General features: G+C 30.6%; 17 protein-coding genes, 1 tRNA gene and 1 pseudogene. 18 read left to right on the top strand and 1 reads right to left on the bottom strand.

Annotation, left to right across the window (positions count from 1 at the left end; all coding sequences use genetic code 11):
• Window positions 1–3: 3 nt before the first annotated feature.
• The 18 genes and pseudogenes from B0A78_RS08970 (at window position 4) to B0A78_RS08885 (ending at window position 16,480) form a co-directional block, all read left to right on the top strand.
• Window positions 4–2,508 carry a DNA translocase FtsK gene (locus B0A78_RS08970; RefSeq protein ID WP_077225213.1) on the top strand — a complete coding sequence of 835 codons (2,505 nt, stop codon included), beginning with the start codon at window positions 4–6 and terminating at the stop codon, window positions 2,506–2,508.
• A 5-nt stretch (window positions 2,509–2,513) separates the two neighbouring features.
• On the top strand, window positions 2,514–3,152 hold the full coding sequence (locus tag B0A78_RS08965) for a LolA family protein (RefSeq protein WP_077225215.1): 639 nt from the start codon (window positions 2,514–2,516) through the stop codon (window positions 3,150–3,152).
• A gap of 8 nt (window positions 3,153–3,160) precedes the next feature.
• On the top strand, window positions 3,161–4,621 hold the full coding sequence (locus B0A78_RS08960; RefSeq protein WP_041253168.1) for an LptF/LptG family permease: 1,461 nt from the start codon (window positions 3,161–3,163) through the stop codon (window positions 4,619–4,621).
• Window positions 4,602–5,735: a 3,4-dihydroxy-2-butanone-4-phosphate synthase gene (gene ribB / locus B0A78_RS08955; RefSeq protein WP_014164659.1), complete on the top strand. Its 1,134-nt coding sequence runs from the start codon at window positions 4,602–4,604 to the stop codon at window positions 5,733–5,735. Before B0A78_RS08960 ends, ribB begins: the two co-directional genes overlap by 20 nt.
• Window positions 5,736–5,826: 91 nt before the next feature.
• Window positions 5,827–5,914 (top strand) — tRNA-Ser (locus B0A78_RS08950).
• A gap of 270 nt (window positions 5,915–6,184) precedes the next feature.
• Window positions 6,185–6,778 carry a phage integrase SAM-like domain-containing protein gene (locus B0A78_RS08945; RefSeq protein ID WP_065213553.1) on the top strand — a complete coding sequence of 198 codons (594 nt, stop codon included), beginning with the start codon at window positions 6,185–6,187 and terminating at the stop codon, window positions 6,776–6,778.
• A 156-nt stretch (window positions 6,779–6,934) separates the two neighbouring features.
• Window positions 6,935–7,309, top strand: a pseudogene (locus B0A78_RS08940) (phosphatase PAP2 family protein); the annotation flags it as partial.
• A 55-nt stretch (window positions 7,310–7,364) separates the two neighbouring features.
• Window positions 7,365–8,213, top strand: a complete 849-nt coding sequence (locus B0A78_RS08935) for an RteC domain-containing protein (RefSeq protein WP_065213554.1) — start codon at window positions 7,365–7,367, stop codon at window positions 8,211–8,213.
• Between the two features lie 113 nt (window positions 8,214–8,326).
• On the top strand, window positions 8,327–8,614 hold the full coding sequence (locus B0A78_RS08930; protein ID WP_065213555.1) for a helix-turn-helix domain-containing protein: 288 nt from the start codon (window positions 8,327–8,329) through the stop codon (window positions 8,612–8,614).
• 11 nt (window positions 8,615–8,625) lie between these two features.
• Window positions 8,626–9,432, top strand: a complete 807-nt coding sequence (locus B0A78_RS08925; RefSeq protein ID WP_097609602.1) for a transcriptional regulator — start codon at window positions 8,626–8,628, stop codon at window positions 9,430–9,432.
• Complete coding sequence (locus tag B0A78_RS08920) at window positions 9,362–10,027, top strand: ATPase (protein ID WP_097609601.1); 666 nt, start codon at window positions 9,362–9,364, stop codon at window positions 10,025–10,027. Before B0A78_RS08925 ends, B0A78_RS08920 begins: the two co-directional genes overlap by 71 nt.
• Before the next feature lie 138 nt (window positions 10,028–10,165).
• A complete protein-coding gene (locus tag B0A78_RS08915; RefSeq protein WP_162493067.1) occupies window positions 10,166–10,786 on the top strand; it encodes a hypothetical protein in 621 nt (206 codons plus the stop codon).
• Between the two features lie 202 nt (window positions 10,787–10,988).
• Window positions 10,989–12,407, top strand: a complete 1,419-nt coding sequence (locus tag B0A78_RS08910; RefSeq protein WP_065213559.1) for a hypothetical protein — start codon at window positions 10,989–10,991, stop codon at window positions 12,405–12,407.
• A 20-nt stretch (window positions 12,408–12,427) separates the two neighbouring features.
• On the top strand, window positions 12,428–13,090 hold the full coding sequence (locus tag B0A78_RS08905) for a hypothetical protein (protein ID WP_065213560.1): 663 nt from the start codon (window positions 12,428–12,430) through the stop codon (window positions 13,088–13,090).
• A 93-nt stretch (window positions 13,091–13,183) separates the two neighbouring features.
• The gene (locus tag B0A78_RS08900) at window positions 13,184–13,705 is read left to right on the top strand and encodes a hypothetical protein (protein ID WP_075348580.1); all 522 of its coding nucleotides are present in this window, start codon (window positions 13,184–13,186) and stop codon (window positions 13,703–13,705) included.
• 12 nt (window positions 13,706–13,717) lie between these two features.
• Window positions 13,718–14,110 carry a helix-turn-helix domain-containing protein gene (locus tag B0A78_RS08895; RefSeq protein ID WP_065213562.1) on the top strand — a complete coding sequence of 131 codons (393 nt, stop codon included), beginning with the start codon at window positions 13,718–13,720 and terminating at the stop codon, window positions 14,108–14,110.
• Complete coding sequence (locus B0A78_RS08890; protein WP_065213563.1) at window positions 14,100–14,543, top strand: hypothetical protein; 444 nt, start codon at window positions 14,100–14,102, stop codon at window positions 14,541–14,543. Before B0A78_RS08895 ends, B0A78_RS08890 begins: the two co-directional genes overlap by 11 nt.
• Window positions 14,544–14,626: 83 nt before the next feature.
• Window positions 14,627–16,480 carry a phosphoribosyltransferase-like protein gene (locus B0A78_RS08885; protein WP_065213564.1) on the top strand — a complete coding sequence of 618 codons (1,854 nt, stop codon included), beginning with the start codon at window positions 14,627–14,629 and terminating at the stop codon, window positions 16,478–16,480.
• A 463-nt stretch (window positions 16,481–16,943) separates the two neighbouring features.
• On the opposite strand, the gene B0A78_RS08880 is transcribed toward B0A78_RS08885, so the two are convergent.
• On the bottom strand, window positions 16,944–17,192 hold the full coding sequence (locus B0A78_RS08880) for a hypothetical protein (RefSeq protein WP_014164632.1): 249 nt from the start codon (window positions 17,190–17,192) through the stop codon (window positions 16,944–16,946).
• Between the last annotated feature and the right edge of the window lie 292 nt (window positions 17,193–17,484).

Here is a 17,484-nt window from a genome sequence, read left to right as displayed (position 1 = left end):
ATAATGGCTAAATCAAAAAAGAAAGAAAATACATCTGCCGAAGTAGAATCTGAAATTGCACAAAAACGATTTTCATTAAATCGTCAGCAAAAAATTACATTTGGAATTCTACTGATATTGTTTTCTATTGCACTGGCAATTTCCTTTGTTTCTTATTTTGTCAATGGCAAATTAGATCAAAGTGAAATACATGAATTTGGTAATAGAGAATCACAGGTTCAAAATTGGTTAGGTAAATTCGGCGTATTTTTAGCTAATTCCTTTGTTTACCAAGGATTTGGTGTTGCAGCATTTTTGTTCGTTCGATTGTTGTTTTTAACAGGTTCGTATTTGATCCTAGATTTAGCTGTTTCTAAATTAAAAAAAACTTGGTTTTGGGATATTTTTGTAATACTAATTTTGTCTATTCTTTTTGGGTTTTTTAGTACCTCTCTTCCAGAATTAGGGGGAGTAGTTGGATTTGAAATGAATTCTTTTTTACAAGATTACCTAGGGAAAGCAGGTACTTTACTAACATTGCTTTTCGGAATTTTTATTTACCTTATTTTTAAAATAAAAATATCACCAGAAAAAATAAAAGCTGCTTTCGAAAAAACAAAATCGGAATTAAAAGAAGATTTTAAAAATCCATTGTCTAAAGAAAGTACAACGGCTTACAATTTAGAAGAGTTTGCTGTTCATGAGGAAGAAATACAACCCGTTTTAAAGAATAAGGAAAACGTTTTTACAGATCTCATAAGACCTATAGAAGAAGAGTGTGAAGACGAAGAGTTGGAAGGGATAGTGCTAAAAACCATTCCTTCTCAACAGGAAATTAATGATGATTTTTTGAAACCTATTAAAGGGAATTCTTCAGAATTAACCTTAGATGTTAATCCTATTACAAAACCATTAATTGAGTCAGAATCTACCTCAGATGAATTAGTAATTCAAAAAATAGAAGAAGAAGATATTATAGAAGAAAATTTAGCAGAGCGTTTAGTAGCTCATTTTGGTGAATTTGATCCAACTTTAGATCTTTCTAATTATAAATTTCCAACAATAGATTTGTTAAAAGAATACGGTTCCGGAGGAATAACAATTAATCAAGAAGAATTAGAAGAAAATAAAAACCGTATTGTAGAAACACTTCGAAACTATAAGATAGATATAGCTCAGATAAAAGCAACTGTTGGTCCTTCTGTAACTTTATACGAAATAGTGCCAGAAGCAGGGGTTCGTATTTCTAAAATAAAGAGTTTAGAAGATGATATAGCGCTTTCCTTAGCAGCGCTAGGTATACGTATTATAGCACCAATGCCAGGTAAAGGAACTATAGGTATTGAGGTACCTAATAAAAACCCAACTTTAGTTCCTATGAAAGGGGTAATAGCCTCAGCAAAATTTCAAGAAGCAGAAATGGAGCTACCAATAGCTTTAGGAAAAACAATTTCAAATGAAACATTTGTGGTTGATTTAGCTAAAATGCCTCACTTGTTAATGGCGGGAGCAACAGGGCAAGGAAAATCAGTTGGTTTAAATGCTGTACTTACTTCATTGTTATACAAAAAACATCCAGCCGAAGTTAAGTTTGTTCTGGTAGATCCTAAAAAAGTTGAGCTAACTCTTTTTAATAAGATAGAAAGGCATTATTTAGCAAAATTACCTGATACAGAAGATGCTATTATAACAGATAATTCAAAGGTAATTACCACCTTAAATTCATTGTGCGTAGAAATGGATAATCGTTATTCTTTATTAAAAGATGCGATGGTTCGTAATATAAAAGAATACAATGAAAAGTTTAAACAGCGTAAGTTAAATCCTGAACAAGGACATAGATTTTTACCTTATATTGTTCTTGTAGTCGATGAGTTTGCGGACTTAATTATGACGGCTGGTAAAGAAGTTGAAACGCCCATTGCTCGTTTAGCGCAATTAGCTCGTGCAATTGGTATTCATTTAATAATAGCTACGCAACGTCCTTCAGTAAATGTAATTACTGGGATTATAAAAGCCAATTTCCCTGCTCGTATTGCTTTTAGAGTAACATCTAAAATAGATTCTAGAACCATTTTAGATCAACAAGGAGCTGATCAACTAATAGGTAGAGGGGATTTATTATACACAAACGGAAATGATTTAGTGCGTGTACAATGTGCTTTTGTTGATACTCCAGAAGTAGAAAAAATAACAGAGTATATTGGCGCTCAAAAAGCCTATCCAAACGCTTATTTGCTCCCTGAATTTATTGGTGAAGAAGGAAGCGGTTCAAGTCTTGATATAGATATTTCAGAACGGGATTCTCTTTTTAGAGATGCAGCCGAGGTTATCGTTACAGCTCAACAAGGTTCAGCTTCTTTAATTCAACGAAAATTAAAATTAGGTTATAATCGTGCAGGTCGATTGATAGATCAGTTAGAAGCAGCAGGTATTGTAGGTCCTTTTGAAGGAAGTAAAGCCCGTACCGTAAATATACCTGATTTAGTGGCTCTAGAACATTTTTTAAATAATGAGAAAAACAATTAAAATAAATGAAAAAAATAATTGTATTGCTATTAGTTTTAACATCTTTTACTTTTCAAGCTCAGAATGATGCCAAAGCAAAGGCCTTGTTAGATAAAGTAGCAGCAAAAGTTAAGTCTTTTAAAACCATTCAAGTAGATTTTAAATATAATTTACAAAACGCAAAAGAAGGGATTAATCAAGATAATAAAGGGAATGTTACTTTGTCTGGTAATAAATATCTTTTGAATTTTCTTGGCGTTACTAAAATATGCGATGGTACCAAAGTATATACTATATCAAAAGAAGATGAGGAAGTTTCGATTTCAAAAGTTGGAAATGAAGAGGAAGCAGATACACCCGCTAAAATGTTAACCTTTTTCAATAAAGGGTTTAAATATAGTTGGGATATCAGTCAGACAATTAAAGGTAAAAAAATTCAATATATAAAATTAATACCAATAGGATCTAAAGACGATCGCAAACAAATTTTGGTAGGAGTTGATCTTTCTACTCAATTAGTCTATAATACAATTACGGTAAATAAAAACGGAACGAAAGTAACCTTAACAGTAAATTCTTTAAAAACAAATGATGCTTTACCCAAAAACTATTTTACTTTTGTAAAAACAAAATACCCAAATTATTACATCAATAACCTGGATTAATCTTACGAATGAAAATCCTAGACCGATATCTACTTAAGTCCTTCTTGATTACATTTACTTCAGTATTTGTAATCTTGTTTTTTATATTCATTTTGCAAACAGTTTGGTTATTTATATCTGAATTAGCAGGAAAAGACCTTGATTTTTTTATGATCATCAAGTTTTTGATTTTTGCAACCCCAAAACTAATGCCAATGGTAATTCCTTTGACGGTACTATTGGCCTCCATCATGACATTTGGAGATTTAGCAGAGCATTATGAATTTGCAGCTATGAAATCAGCAGGCGTTTCTTTCTTTAGAAGCTTAAAAATTTTGTTAGTATTTATTTTTGGCTTAAGCATCACTGCTTTCTTTTTTGCCAATAATATTATACCATATTCAGAATATAAATTTACCAATTTTAGGAGAAATTTAGCACAAGTAAAACCCGCATTAGCTATTGCTGAAGGACAGTTTTGTGATATAGGAGAATTTAATATAAAAGTTGAAAAAAAGACAGGAGAAAAAGGAGAAAAATTAAAAGGAGTTACCATACATAAAAAATCAAACACAGGAGAAGGAGCAAAAACAGTAATAAAATCAAAAGAAGGCCTTTTGTTATCTTCAGAGACTAGTGATTTGTTGCAGTTAGTATTAAAAGACGGTTATTACTATGAGGATGTTAGCCCTGTAAATTACGAACAACGTCAGAAATTACCCTTTGTAAAAGTTTTTTTTGAAAAATATACAATCAATATTGATTTATCTAAATTAAACACAAGTGAAGCATTAAAAGATGAATTAAAAAATTCAGATGCAATGCTAAAAATTAATGATTTAAAATATACAGCAGACTCTTTAAAAGCTAATTACAATAAAGAACTCATTGTACTTGCCGATAATACTTATCAACGTCTTGGAATTACTAATAATTACAATGTAGATACAGTAAAGATTAAGAATACAAAAAAGACAGATTTGTTAAGTATTCTTAAGGATAAACCATCTAAGATTAATGTTTTGAACGTTGCAGAAAGCGACTTAATAAGTTCTAAAAGTAATTTAGAAATGTATGAATTTGCCATGTTAGCTAAGGAAAAAGAAATTAATGGATATCTGAATGCTATTTTTGAAAAGTTTACTTTTAGTTATGCTTGTATACTCATGTTTTTTATAGGAGCCCCCTTAGGAGCTATTATCCGAAAAGGAGGATTAGGATTGCCAATTGTATTTGCTATGCTCATCTTTATTTCGTTTCATTTCATGAATACATTTAGTAAAAAAATGGCACAAGAATCTCAAATTCCTGTTTTTTTAGGAGCTTTTTTAGCATCTATAGTATTAACTCCTTTAGCAATTTATTTGACTAGGAAAGCAATAAATGATAATGGTGATGTTAATTTTGACTTTATCACAGAACCATTTAAGAATATATATACAAAACTAACACAACTCAAAAAAAACAAAAATGGAGACACAAACCATTAAATTAAATACCATTGAAGAAGCAATAGAAGATATCCGTCAAGGAAAAGTAATAATTGTAGTTGATGACGAGGATAGAGAAAACGAAGGAGATTTTCTAGCTGCCGCTGAAAAAATAACACCTGAAATGGTAAATTTTATGGCTACCTACGGAAGAGGACTTATTTGTGCACCACTTACAGAAACGCGTTGCAAAGAACTAGGATTAAATCCGATGGTAACGAATAATACCGATCACATGGAAACAGCTTTTACTGTTTCCGTTGATTTAAAAGGGCATGGTGTTACTACAGGAATATCAGCTTCTGATAGGGCTAAAACGATTCAAGCATTAGTTAATTCTGATACCAAACCTTTTGATTTGGCACGTCCAGGGCATATTTTTCCTTTAATAGCAAAAAAAGGAGGTGTTTTGCGTCGTACAGGGCATACAGAAGCAGCTATAGATTTTGCTCGTTTGGCAGGTTTAAAACCCGCTGGAGTTATTGTAGAAATCATGAATGAAGATGGTACAATGGCTAGATTGCCTCAACTAGTTGAAGTTGCTCAAAAATTTGATCTAAAATTAGTTTCCATAGAAGACTTAGTAGCTTATAGAATGCAGCATGACAGCTTGATTGTAAAAAAAGAAGATTTTGATATACAAACTCGATTTGGTGTTTTTCGTTTAAGAGCTTATGAACAAACTACAAATAAACAAATCCATATTGCTTTAACAAAAGGAAACTGGAATTCTGGTGAAGCCGTTTTAACAAGAATTAATTCATCTCAAGTAAATAATGACTTATTAGGAACTTTAACCAATAATGTTGATAAACAATTAGATGATATGTTTAGGGTTATTAACGAACAAGGAAAAGGAGCCGTTATTTTTATTAATCAGGACATGCAAACAATAAGTCTCTTAAATCGTATTACAGAATTAAAAGAATTACAACAACAAGGAGAAATGAAAGCACCTAAGATAGTAATAGATAGTAAGGATTATGGGATAGGGGCTCAAATTCTTCATGACATAGATATTACAAAAATCCGTCTAGTCTCTAATACAGAAGGAGGAAAACGTGTTGGAATGATAGGTTATGGATTGGAAATAGTAGAGTATGTAAATTATTAAAAAAAGCCTAATTTTTTAAAATAAAAATTTGGAGAAATAAAAAACTATCTTATATTTGCACTCGCGTTACGGAAGTAGTGCGGTAGATACTGGAGAAATGGCAGAGTGGTCGAATGCGGCAGTCTTGAAAACTGTTGACTGTAACAGGTCCGGGGGTTCGAATCCCTCTTTCTCCGCCAGTAGAAATACAAATTGAATTAAAAACCTTAAAATCATACGATTTTAAGGTTTTTTTCTTTTTATCACATATCAAATTATTCATTCATTAGTGAACCTAAAGGGATAAAATCGGTTACCCTAAACAATCCAAATTTTGGGTAACCGATTTTTATTTCAGACTAGTATTCACAAGGCTTTACAGCCAGTTCAACAACCAGTTTAAAAACTGTACATCTTGTGGAATAGTCATATTGAAGTTAAATTTAATAACAACTAAAAAGGTCACCACAATGAAAACAAAAGTATCAATTCTCTTTTATGCAAAGAAAGCGAAAGCAGCTGCAAATGGTTTAGTTCCTATCTACACTAGAATTACAATCAACGGAAAGCGTATCGAGTTAAGCACAAACCGATTTGTAGAAATATCGAAATGGTCCACAGAAGCAGGTAAAATGAAAGGTAGTTCAGAAGAAGCTCGTTCAATAAATAACCATCTTGATTTACTGAAAAGTCAAATAAGAGATGCTGAAATGGAATTAATCCATAAAAAAATAATTGTAACTACCGAAACAATTAAGAGCAAACTATTAGGAGTTGATGAAAGAGCAAGAATGCTCGTTCCCATCTTCCAAGACCATAACAATAAAATTAAAGAGCTTGTTGGAAAAGAATACGCTCCAGGAACATTAGAACGCTACACTACTTCACTCAAACATACTATAGAATTCATGCAATGGAAATACAATGTTTCAGATATTGATATTACAAAGATTGATCACGCTTTTATAACCGATTACGAATTCTGGCTAAGAAGCGTTAGAAACTGCGCTAATAATATAGCAGTTATACCATTTAAACTTAAAATATACTGGATTAAAAAGTAAAATTCTCGATCTGTTTTTTCATTTTAAAACAACTCGAACGGACGGTTGAGTATATAATTGAAATCATCGTTCGTTCGAGCGCGAAACGCATCGAGAACCAACACTAATTTTTGTTGCTTTTGTAGAGGTACTATTTTTAAAAAGAAAATTCAAAGTTTAAATGGTATTACAAAAGTAGAACGCCCAGACGGTTCCGCATTCAACTCTTTCCCATCCGGACATACAGCTACAGCATTTGCAGGAGCAGAATTCCTATGGCAAGAATACAAAGATGTTTCCATTTGGTATGGTATTTCGGGATACATTATAGCTACTGGTACAGGAGCATTTAGGATTTACAACGACAAACATTGGCTAACCGATGTAGTCGCTGGTGCTGGAATTGGAATTTTAAGCACAAAAGTTGCCTATTGGATAAATCCATGGATACAGGAAAAAATATTCAAATCCAAGGAAAAAAATAGTATGTCAGCTATGGCTCCTTTTTACAACGGCAAACAATTGGGTGTTGGTTTCATAAAAACGTTTTAAATTATTTCAATTTATATTCTATTTCTCAACTTTTATTCAAAAAAAATATTCAAAATTGAATTCGAAAATAAACTTGTTACTAACTAACCTTAATGAACAAATCAATTTTATTGATTTAGAAATTGACAACCCAATCAATAAATGCGAAAAAGCTATTGAAATAATTTTAATTTCTATAACAAATCTAGAAAAAGCTATTCAAAAAAATAATTTTAAATCTGTATCAGAGGAAATTGATTTCTTTAAAAACATTAAACCTCGATTTACTTCAAAATTAATTTATTACAATGCAATTTTTAAAATTGAAACAAAGAAACCACATGGTGGAGAACGCATTTTAAAGAAATATTTAAATAATGAATTGGATAAGCTAAAAAGATACTTTGACAATAATTTAGATTTTTATAAATATTATCGAACAGGAAGTAATTACCTTGACCACAAGTATTTTACAAGAGGGAAATTTGATATTAAATTAGCTTTAGACAGTTTTTATTTTGAGGTTGACCATAGTTTTTCTACATCTCATGATTTCAAAGTGGCTAAAATTATGGCACACGATTTAATACAAGTGTATTTAGAAGATAAACTACTAATGATGGAAAATAGAGAACCAAAAGAAAAATCACAAGGCAATCCCAAGGTAAAACAAACTTGGACAGGCTCTAAAGTCGCTTTAATAGAGCTTTTATATGCTTTACATACCGAAGGTGTGTTCAATAATGGAGCATCAGATTTGAAAGATGTGGCTGAGTATTTTGAAAACATCTTCAATATCGATTTGGGTCAATACCATCGTGCTTTCCTTGAAATTAGAATGCGTAAATCAGACCAAACTAAATTCCTGAACTCACTTAAAGAAAAATTAGTGAAACGTATGGAAAATACAGACGACCTCCTATAACTTCAACAAATACAATACTTTGAATAAAAATCATTCACAACTTGTGATTGACTTGTGATTTAAAACTATTCAAATACTACAAATTTGTACCGTAACAATCTAAAACATCAGTTATGGCAGTACAAATTATTACAATCGAAGACTTAAACGAATTCCGTTCACTTCTTTTGAACGATTTAAAAGAAATCATTCAATCCAAACCGCAACAATCCAAACAGTGGCTCAAATCCAATGAAGTCCGTAAACTATTAAACATTTCTCCAGGTACTTTACAAAATCTCCGTATCAACGGAACATTGACCTATACCAAAATAGGCGGTATTATGTATTATGACAATTCAGATATTGATAAATTATTAAATGGAAACAAGGTAAACGCTTTGCTTACTCTGTTTAAATAATTAAAATCCAAATGAATTACATAAAACATCTCACTGGTTTCTTTGAGAAAGTAGCCATTGATAAAACGCTAAATCCAACACATGTAAGCTTGTACATTGCTTTATTCCAATTTTGGAACTGCAACCGCTTCAAAAATCCTATCAGTATCAATCGCGATGAGGTAATGCGAATAAGCAAAATCAGTTCTAAAGCCACTTATCATAAATGTCTGAAGAGCTTGCATAGTTTGGGTTACATCAATTACGAACCATCTTACAATCCATTCAAAGGAAGTCATGTTATTTTATTCAACTTTTCGGAAGATTTAAAACCGCTGCCAAAATCCGAAAGAAAACCAAAAAATGAACCACTTATTGAACTTGTTTCTGAACAAGCTTTGAACAAGTCTTGTACTAGTAGTGAAACAGGTACTGAACAAGCAGTAGTACCTTCTATAAACTATATAAACAATACAAACATTTTAAACGATAAAAACGTTTCAAACTTGGAAAAGCATTCAAAAAATTTTGAAGAAATAAATAATTCCGATTTAAAAAACGAAACTGAAGAAAAAGAAGAAAAGTTACAACCATCAATTGAAGAAGTCAAAACCTATTTCCAAGAAAATAACTTTCCAGAACAAGAAGCTCAAAAATTCTTCAATTACTTCAAAAGTGTCGGTTGGTTAGTCGGTGGCAAAACACCAATGATAGATTGGCAAGCAGCAGCACAAAATTGGATGATTAACGCACCTAAATTCATTTCAAATGCAGAACAACCCAACAGAGCAAAACGACTCAACACAACAACCGACAAAGACTATTCAGAGCCATTATAGCTATGATGAGGTTATCATTTGGTTAGAAAACAAAGGAATTGAACTATACGGCAATCATTTCAAAATCCTTGAAACCGATTATCCAATAGTTTACAAACTCATTGCCTATTTCCTAAAAGACGAACCAACATGTTTTCGATACGGTATAAACCTCAACAAGGGCATTTTATTAACCGGACCTATTGGCTGCGGAAAAACATCGTTGATGAATTTAATGAAATACCTAACAGCAACAGAACATAAGTTTTTCGTAAAACCGTGTCGAGATATCAGTTTTGAATTCATCCAGGACGGCTACCAAATAATCCACAAATACAGCAATGGCAAACTATACCAATCAGAACCAAGAACCTATTGCTTTGACGATTTAGGAACAGAAAACAACCTAAAATATTTTGGTAACGAATGCAATGTAATGGCAGAAATTCTATTAAGCCGATACGATTTATTCATTTCAAAAAAACTTCAAACCCACATCACCACAAACCTCTCAGCCACAGAAATAGAAACCCATTACGGCAATCGAGTTCGCTCCAGATTACGAGAGATGGTAAATCTAATTGCCTATGATAAATCAACATTAGATAAACGCTAACGTCAGTTCGAGTGTTCTAATAAAATTGCGACTAGCTATTTTATTAGAATGTATCGAGAACCTTTCAAAGATATAAATCCGCATAAATCCGCGTTGCAAAGCATCCGTTTCATCCGCGTTCCAACAACAAAAAACAACATGAAAACAATAACCAACTTTTGGAACTACTTCCAACAAAACAACTTCGTTTTCCTACTCCTAAACGAAATCTCAAAAGACGAACTAAAAATCCATTTCGAAAAACTAATCGAGATACTTCATCAATACAACAAAGACCTAGACCTCATCATCAAGAACAAAACAAACGGTGCAGAATTAATCATCACCGCAAACGGAAACCCTTACCTTTTCAAAGAAGTAGAATTACTAGTCCATCATGCACCAGTTGTAGAACGTTGGAAAATAACCGCATTCCTCCAACCCGAAACCAACCTAACCAAATACGAAAACGGTACAGACAAACCACTAGAATATTACGGTATCACATTACGCATAAGCGAAATGTATTTCATCCCATTAGAAAACCCAAACAAACCAACCAATTTAGGAATAAAAGTATTACTCAAAAACTACATCGTCCACAAAGACAACCCAAGACTTCGAGAAGTAGTTTACGTTCATATCGAACATCTAATAGGTGAAAAGTTCTTTGCCAATGATATCGCATTTATTGAGATTGGACAATTAGAAGGAGATAATGAAAACCAAATCGAATTATATAATCTAAAATCAAATATCGACATTGAAATGCGTAATTAAGTTTCGGCAATAAATCTCATTTACTGCCAAAACTTAACTAATATTTTGTTCGCAAAACACTACACAATCTGTAGTAAATCGCAAATGAAATATAGCAATTTCTGCAAAAATAAATTGACAACTCGGTTAATAAGTCAAATTACATCAAAACAAATCATTAGGGATTATTTTGTAATTTGCTAATTCTTAAACTTATTAAAAAATGATAAAAGTTTATTTAGATTGGAATGTAATGTCAGGAATGAAAAACAATCATTTCCAAGAACTAAATGATATAATTTTAAATAGGGAAAAGTTTTTGTTATTATATTCAACTTCTCATATTGGAGATATTTTTGCAAGTATAAAAAATCATAGTGAAGAAGAGCAAAGATTAATTAGAGAAGATTTAGATTATATTACATTTTTGACTGATAATTTATGTTTAGTAAATAATTCTAAAGAAGTTACTTTAAGCAATTATGAACCAGGTGAATTACTTGATGATAGGATTAGTGAAGCACCGATGTTTCAAAATTTTAGTCTCGATAGTTTATTTAGTTTCGTTGAAGAGAATGATCCAATGTTTGGATTAGTAAATTCCATGAAAAATATGATTTCTTCAATACCATTAGACATTGCATTTAAAGAAGCTTTTGAAAACCCTGAAAGTGCAGCAATGCTGAACAAAATGTTTCCAGGATTAAAAGAAGACCAAACAATGAATGGTTTCTTTAATAGTTTTGGTCAAATGTTTCACAATATGAATGAAACGGAAGACTACAAAGATTTAAGAAATATGGTTCAACAAATTGGAGTGAATAGTGGACATTTCAACGAAAATAAAAACCCTTTTGAAATTATTGATAATGCTTATAAGAAAACAGGAATAGAAAATTTTGATGTTGATCAATATTTTGATAAAACTAAAAATGCTCCAGAATGGTTTAACGATATTACTAATGAGTATGTTAAGTTAGATATGCATGGTTTTAAAGCTGACAAAGTAAAAGTCACTGACAAGGAAAAAAATACCTTTAAGAATACAACCGAAGATGCCTCTCACTCTGCATTTGCATCAAGATGCGAATTTTACATTACTAATGATGATAAAAATTATCACAAAGCAAAAGCAGTATTTCAAAAGCTAGGGATTTATACCATTGTTGTAAAGCCAAGTGAGTTCATTCAGTATTATAACTTATTTCTTAATGTAAAAAGTTTTGATGACCACTTTATAAGTATAAATGAAGAATTGAAAAGGATAGAAAATTTTCAAGAACAAAAATATGAAAGTGGAGAAAGTTTTGGTTGGGTAAATTTTACAAATCAGTATTTTTTTAATTTCTTCAATAAAATATTAATTCCAAATTCAAAGACAAATGATGCTTTGTTTATTTTGGGGAAAGAAAATCCTTCAAGAAGCTATATTATTAGTCAACGTGAAATTGAAGCAATGCTAAAGTTATTTGCAGATAAATTAGGTTCAGATATAAATGGAAAATCCTATTATGAAGAAGGTGAAATTAATAGTATTGATGATTGGTTAGGTCGAACTTGGGAAACCAATATTGGTCAAATTATAATTAAAAGATTAAATGGTTGGTTTCAAATGTATTTTTATCCAATTGAGAAAAATTAAATTAAATCGTAATTTCAAAAATGGAACACACAATAAAACTATTCTTAAAATTAGGCAGCGAGGAAAACATTCTTGATTTATTCGAGAATGGAACAATCTACATGAATACAATTGAATATTTTCGAAAAGTAGAAGATGAAGAATTGAGAGGCGATAAATACGAAGGAGTTTCAAGAGTAATTAATTCTTTGCCGGGCACTTTCAAAATAACAGGAATTGACAGAGAATTTAATTATATAAAAGTCCATTTAAAAGAAAGCTACAAAGAAGTTTTGGGCAATATTTATTCTTTATATGCAATATCTTCAAAAGGATTTCCAAATCCATTAGATTTTAAGTTTGATGAAAGAAATTTGCATTTTGGAACACATGGAGTAATGATTAAAGATTTACCTCTTTTTTTCAATAAAATAGAAAATGAACTAAAAAAGAATAATTTAAAATTCAGTCATGGTTTTGTAGAATACTACGATAAAGAAGAAGTTTGTAGAGAAATAACGCTGTTTGAAAAACCTCTCGAATTTGAATACCAAAAAGAATTCCGATTTTATGTAGAAAATGACAAAATAGAGCCAGTAAAAATTCAAATTGGTAGCATGAAAGATTATGCTGAAATTTTTAAGATTGAAGACCTTTTAGAATTGAAGTTAGAAATGAAAGAATCGTTTTTAAGTAACAAATAGTATTCTTACATTTGAAAAAACAAACTAAATAGTATATTAAATAATCACAAAATACACTTAAAAGTGTATTTTTGTTTGCAAACTAATAATAAAGTGAATATATTTGCTCTAGAAATATGGGATGATGAAGCTGCTAAATGCACTTTTTACACCGTAAAATATGATGATGTCGAGACAAATGAAACTGATTTATTCTTTGAAAAATATGATGCAATAGCAGAATATAAAGAAGCAAATCAAGAATTGTTGTCTTTTGTATTGTTATCAATTGGTAATGATCACGGAGCAATAGATGAATTATTCAATAGAGATGAAAACGAAGTTAAGGGATTACCTGTCCAAGGTAAAAGAACAATCGAAAATATTACTTACCACTTTCCAGAATTTCCATTAAGATTATACGCCTTAAAAATCACAAACAACATAGTTATACTTTTCAATGGAGGTATCAAAGATGGTCCAACAAATCAAACAAGTTCATTGCATTTAGAATGGAGAGCAGCATGTGAATTCGCAAAACGAATTAATGAAGCTTTACAAGATGGAACAATAATTGTAAATGAAAAACATAGAAAACTTACTAATTATGATGGTTCAGATGAAATCATCCTCTAAAAATCCAAAACAATGAGAAGCAAAGTAGCACAAAGAATTTTAGCAGAAACACCGGAAGAAACAAAAATCTTCGCGAGATTATATGCTGATATCGTGGTTCGAGTAAATCAGTTGTTAAAAGCAAAAGGATTTAGCCAAAAAGATTTAGCAGATAAGCTAGAAAAAAGACCTTCCGAAGTTAACAAATGGTTGGTAGGAGAACATAACTTTACGTTACGTTCTTTAGCCAAACTTGAAGCAGAACTTGGGGAACCTATTATTAATGTTCCACAAAGAAAGCCAATGGGAACAACTGGATATGTAACACTCTACAGAAACAATGCTATAAATACAGATGTAACATATACCAGCGCATGGAAAAAATCAAAATCAAACAATAAAACAGCATTAGCCAATGTCAGCTAATTTATTACAACCTGAAAAAATTGAAATTGTTGATTTTAAAATCATAAAAGGACAAATTAATAGTCCATTCGATTTTGAGGAAGAAAAAGTTCAAGGTCACAATTTCAATGTAAACTTTGAATTAGGCTTTAATATTCCAGATAAATTAATTAAAGCTGATTTTTCAGTAAATGTTGAAACCAAAAGTGAAAAACAAGATGGTGAAGAAGCAATTGGAGCGTTCAGTTTTGTCTATGTTTTTCATGTGGATAACATTGAAGAATTAACCAAATTAGAAGAAGACAATACAGTTACTATAAGTCCTGCTTTAGGAAATGCTTTAGCTGCAATTACATATTCAACCTCAAGAGGAATATTAATGACACGTTTTCAAGGTACAGCTTTAAGTAATTTTATATTGCCTGTTATCAATCCAAATAAGTTGATAGAATAATAATTGATTTTAAAATTAGATATATAGTTTGTCCCAAATTTTATAAATTTTTGGGACATTTTTTTACAATAAAACTGAAACCTATGGATATTAAATCAAAGCAATTAATAATTGACAGTCTATCAATTTTAAATGAAATTACAAATAAAATTAATTCTTATCAGGTCGTAAATATTGATTTAAATAGAGTAATATATTTTTTAACACAATTCGAAAATTCTCAACAAATTGAAATAATTATTCGATTATTAAGTAATTTACAATTTTTAGATAGTTCGAAGATTACACATTTGCTAAAAAAAGCTTATGAAAAAATAGAGCCTGAGTTATTAGAAAAACCTTTGATATCTTCTTTAGGAGGTATTCAAGACAGCAGTGCTGTAGTATGTTATCAATTATTAAAACAATTGTTTGATAGCGAAGAGAACACTTTAAATTCAATTGTAGACATCAATTCACTTGGAAAGTATATCGAAGAAAATGAAACTTCTGTAATTATATTGTTTGATGATAATATCACTTCTGGGACACAATTATATGACTTTTTTACTGAACTTATAAAAGGAAAAGATAAATCAGAATTTTTTAAAAACCCAATCACACCAAAACAATATGAAATAATAAAACAAATTCCAATTAGAATTTGTTATGCTATACAACTATCTGAAAAAAGCAATGAAATTATTGATAAAATTAGAAAGGATTTTTCCTTAGATATAAAAATCCATGTAGGTAAAGTTGATTATGATAATTATCTTGAATACGGATCAAATATCATGCATAGTGAGGAGGAAGAAAAATTTTCAAAAAAATTCATAAAAGAAATTTCAACATTTTTATACGAAGATAAAAAATGGTCTACTGAAACTGTATACAGCAGAGTATTAGGTTACGGCAACTTGGGTAAATTGACTGTTTTCTATTATAATGTTCCTAAATCATTAATTCCAATATTTTGGAAATTTGGATTTTATAAAAACAAACCATGGTTCCCACTATTTCCTGAAACACAAGAACAAAAGAAAATCATCAAGTCAGGTGAAAAACTTGATTTTATGAAATTGGAAGCTATCGAAAGTTGGGTGAACTCCTCAAGTAATAATCGAAAACCTAAAATAAATTTTGGTATATTAATTAATGAGGGAATAGTGCAATCAATTACATTACAAATACCTTCCAGAGACTATATTAGATACCAATTATTATCTTTAATTTTCCCGAAAAAGATTGAATATATAGAAAATAAAATAGATAATTCAAATAGATTAACTTTTGCCAATCTTTTAGGAAATATGTCGGAAAAACTAAAAGAAGAGTTAAGTTATGAAGATTATGAAAAATATAAGAAAAGTGTTGATAAATATAATGAGGATTTAGAAGATTTTTTCATTGAAGTTGAAGAATATATTTTTCGTTTTTCAAGCAATAAATCGATTAATCTAATTTTAAATAATAATGGCAATATAGCAGCAAGTAATCCAACTGTTAAACTTTATTATAATACCGGTCAGATCTTAATGAATGAATTCTTTGATTTAAAAAAACCTAAATTTTCATCTGAAGTTCCAAATATTAACGACTTTAGCACTTCGTCAAAATATGCTATTATAACATCTTCTTTGGAACCATTTCAAATTCCAAGTTTAAGTTTAATTAATTCCAAAGAACCATTTATTGAAGATACAGATTATGTGTATAAAATTGACAAAAGTCGTTTAGGTCATAATGATAATATTATTGAGGAAATTGAATTGACCAGAATGAACTTAGAAGAAATGAATTTTGAAATTCAGTATGAAATTAATTACGACGAAGAACCGGAAACATTAAGCGGTTTCATTAAAATTAATTATGAATATGTTGAAACAATTGGAGAAGAATTGAAGAAAAAAGTTGAAGATAAATTAAAAGACTTTAAGAAAATTTTGCAAAGATAGAATTAGTTATTATCTCATTCATCCGCACAAAAATTGCTCCTAGTCCAAGTATTCCTAGCATCAATTCTTTGTTTGCTTCATTTCACTAATTTCATTTCTAAATAACGGAACGTACTTTTTGTTTAGCGGTAAATTGACGTTTTTGGCTTTCAGTTGCCACTCCTTCCCAACGCTCAAAAAAAAATTACTGTCATGGTTTTTGGAACAAAAACGCGTTCGCAAAGCGACTCATGCCAGTAATTTTTTTCCCAAAGCTTCTTTACATAATGTGGCATTATAGTGCATAAAGACTATCCTGCTACTAATCAAAATCACGGATGCACTATAATAACATTATGTAAAAAAGCCGCTCACCCAACGCTCGTGCCAGTGGCTCTAGGACAACTTTTTTCTATGCTTCCTCGCACCAGCCTGCATAGAAAAAAACCGTCCTTCGCCACTGTCTTTAAGAACGTTTACCATTTCATCGGAAACTATTACGGTTATAATTGCTTTTAAGAACGTACACGTTAACTGTTTTTATCAACTTTGCGTTTAAATAGGTAGTATTTGCATTGCTTTTGTAAGTAATAAAATGGCTTTCAATTTCAGTTAATTTGCCTAGGGTAAAAGCCATTTTATTACCCACAAAACCAAAATTCCCAGTAAGAGTATCATTTTTTATTTGCCAGATAATCAGCAGTAATTGCTCCAGCGGAAAAGCTAATGCCATAACGTTTTTTTTAGATAATCTGCTGCATACTGAACACTGCGACTGCCAACTGAATTTCAGGCATCAGCTTTTCCACTAAAGCAATCAGAAACATCCCAAAAAGCAAATAAAAAATGATACCCTTACTTGCGCTACTGCCACATCGCACTCGGTAGTATAATGCATTGTTTTTTGAAGATACTTTCCATTTTCAAAACAAATATTTTTCTGATTTACAAATCCGGATTACAATAGACGAACAAGGCATCCTCAAAAAACAAACCAACTAAAGAGTATTGAATTTTAAAACAGG

Origin of the sequence: Flavobacterium columnare NBRC 100251 = ATCC 23463, from assembly GCF_002530675.1 — a bacterium.
Taxonomy (GTDB): domain Bacteria; phylum Bacteroidota; class Bacteroidia; order Flavobacteriales; family Flavobacteriaceae; genus Flavobacterium; species Flavobacterium columnare.
Note: the sequence above shows the minus strand (reverse complement) of the source record. Positions and strands in the feature narration are given on the sequence as shown.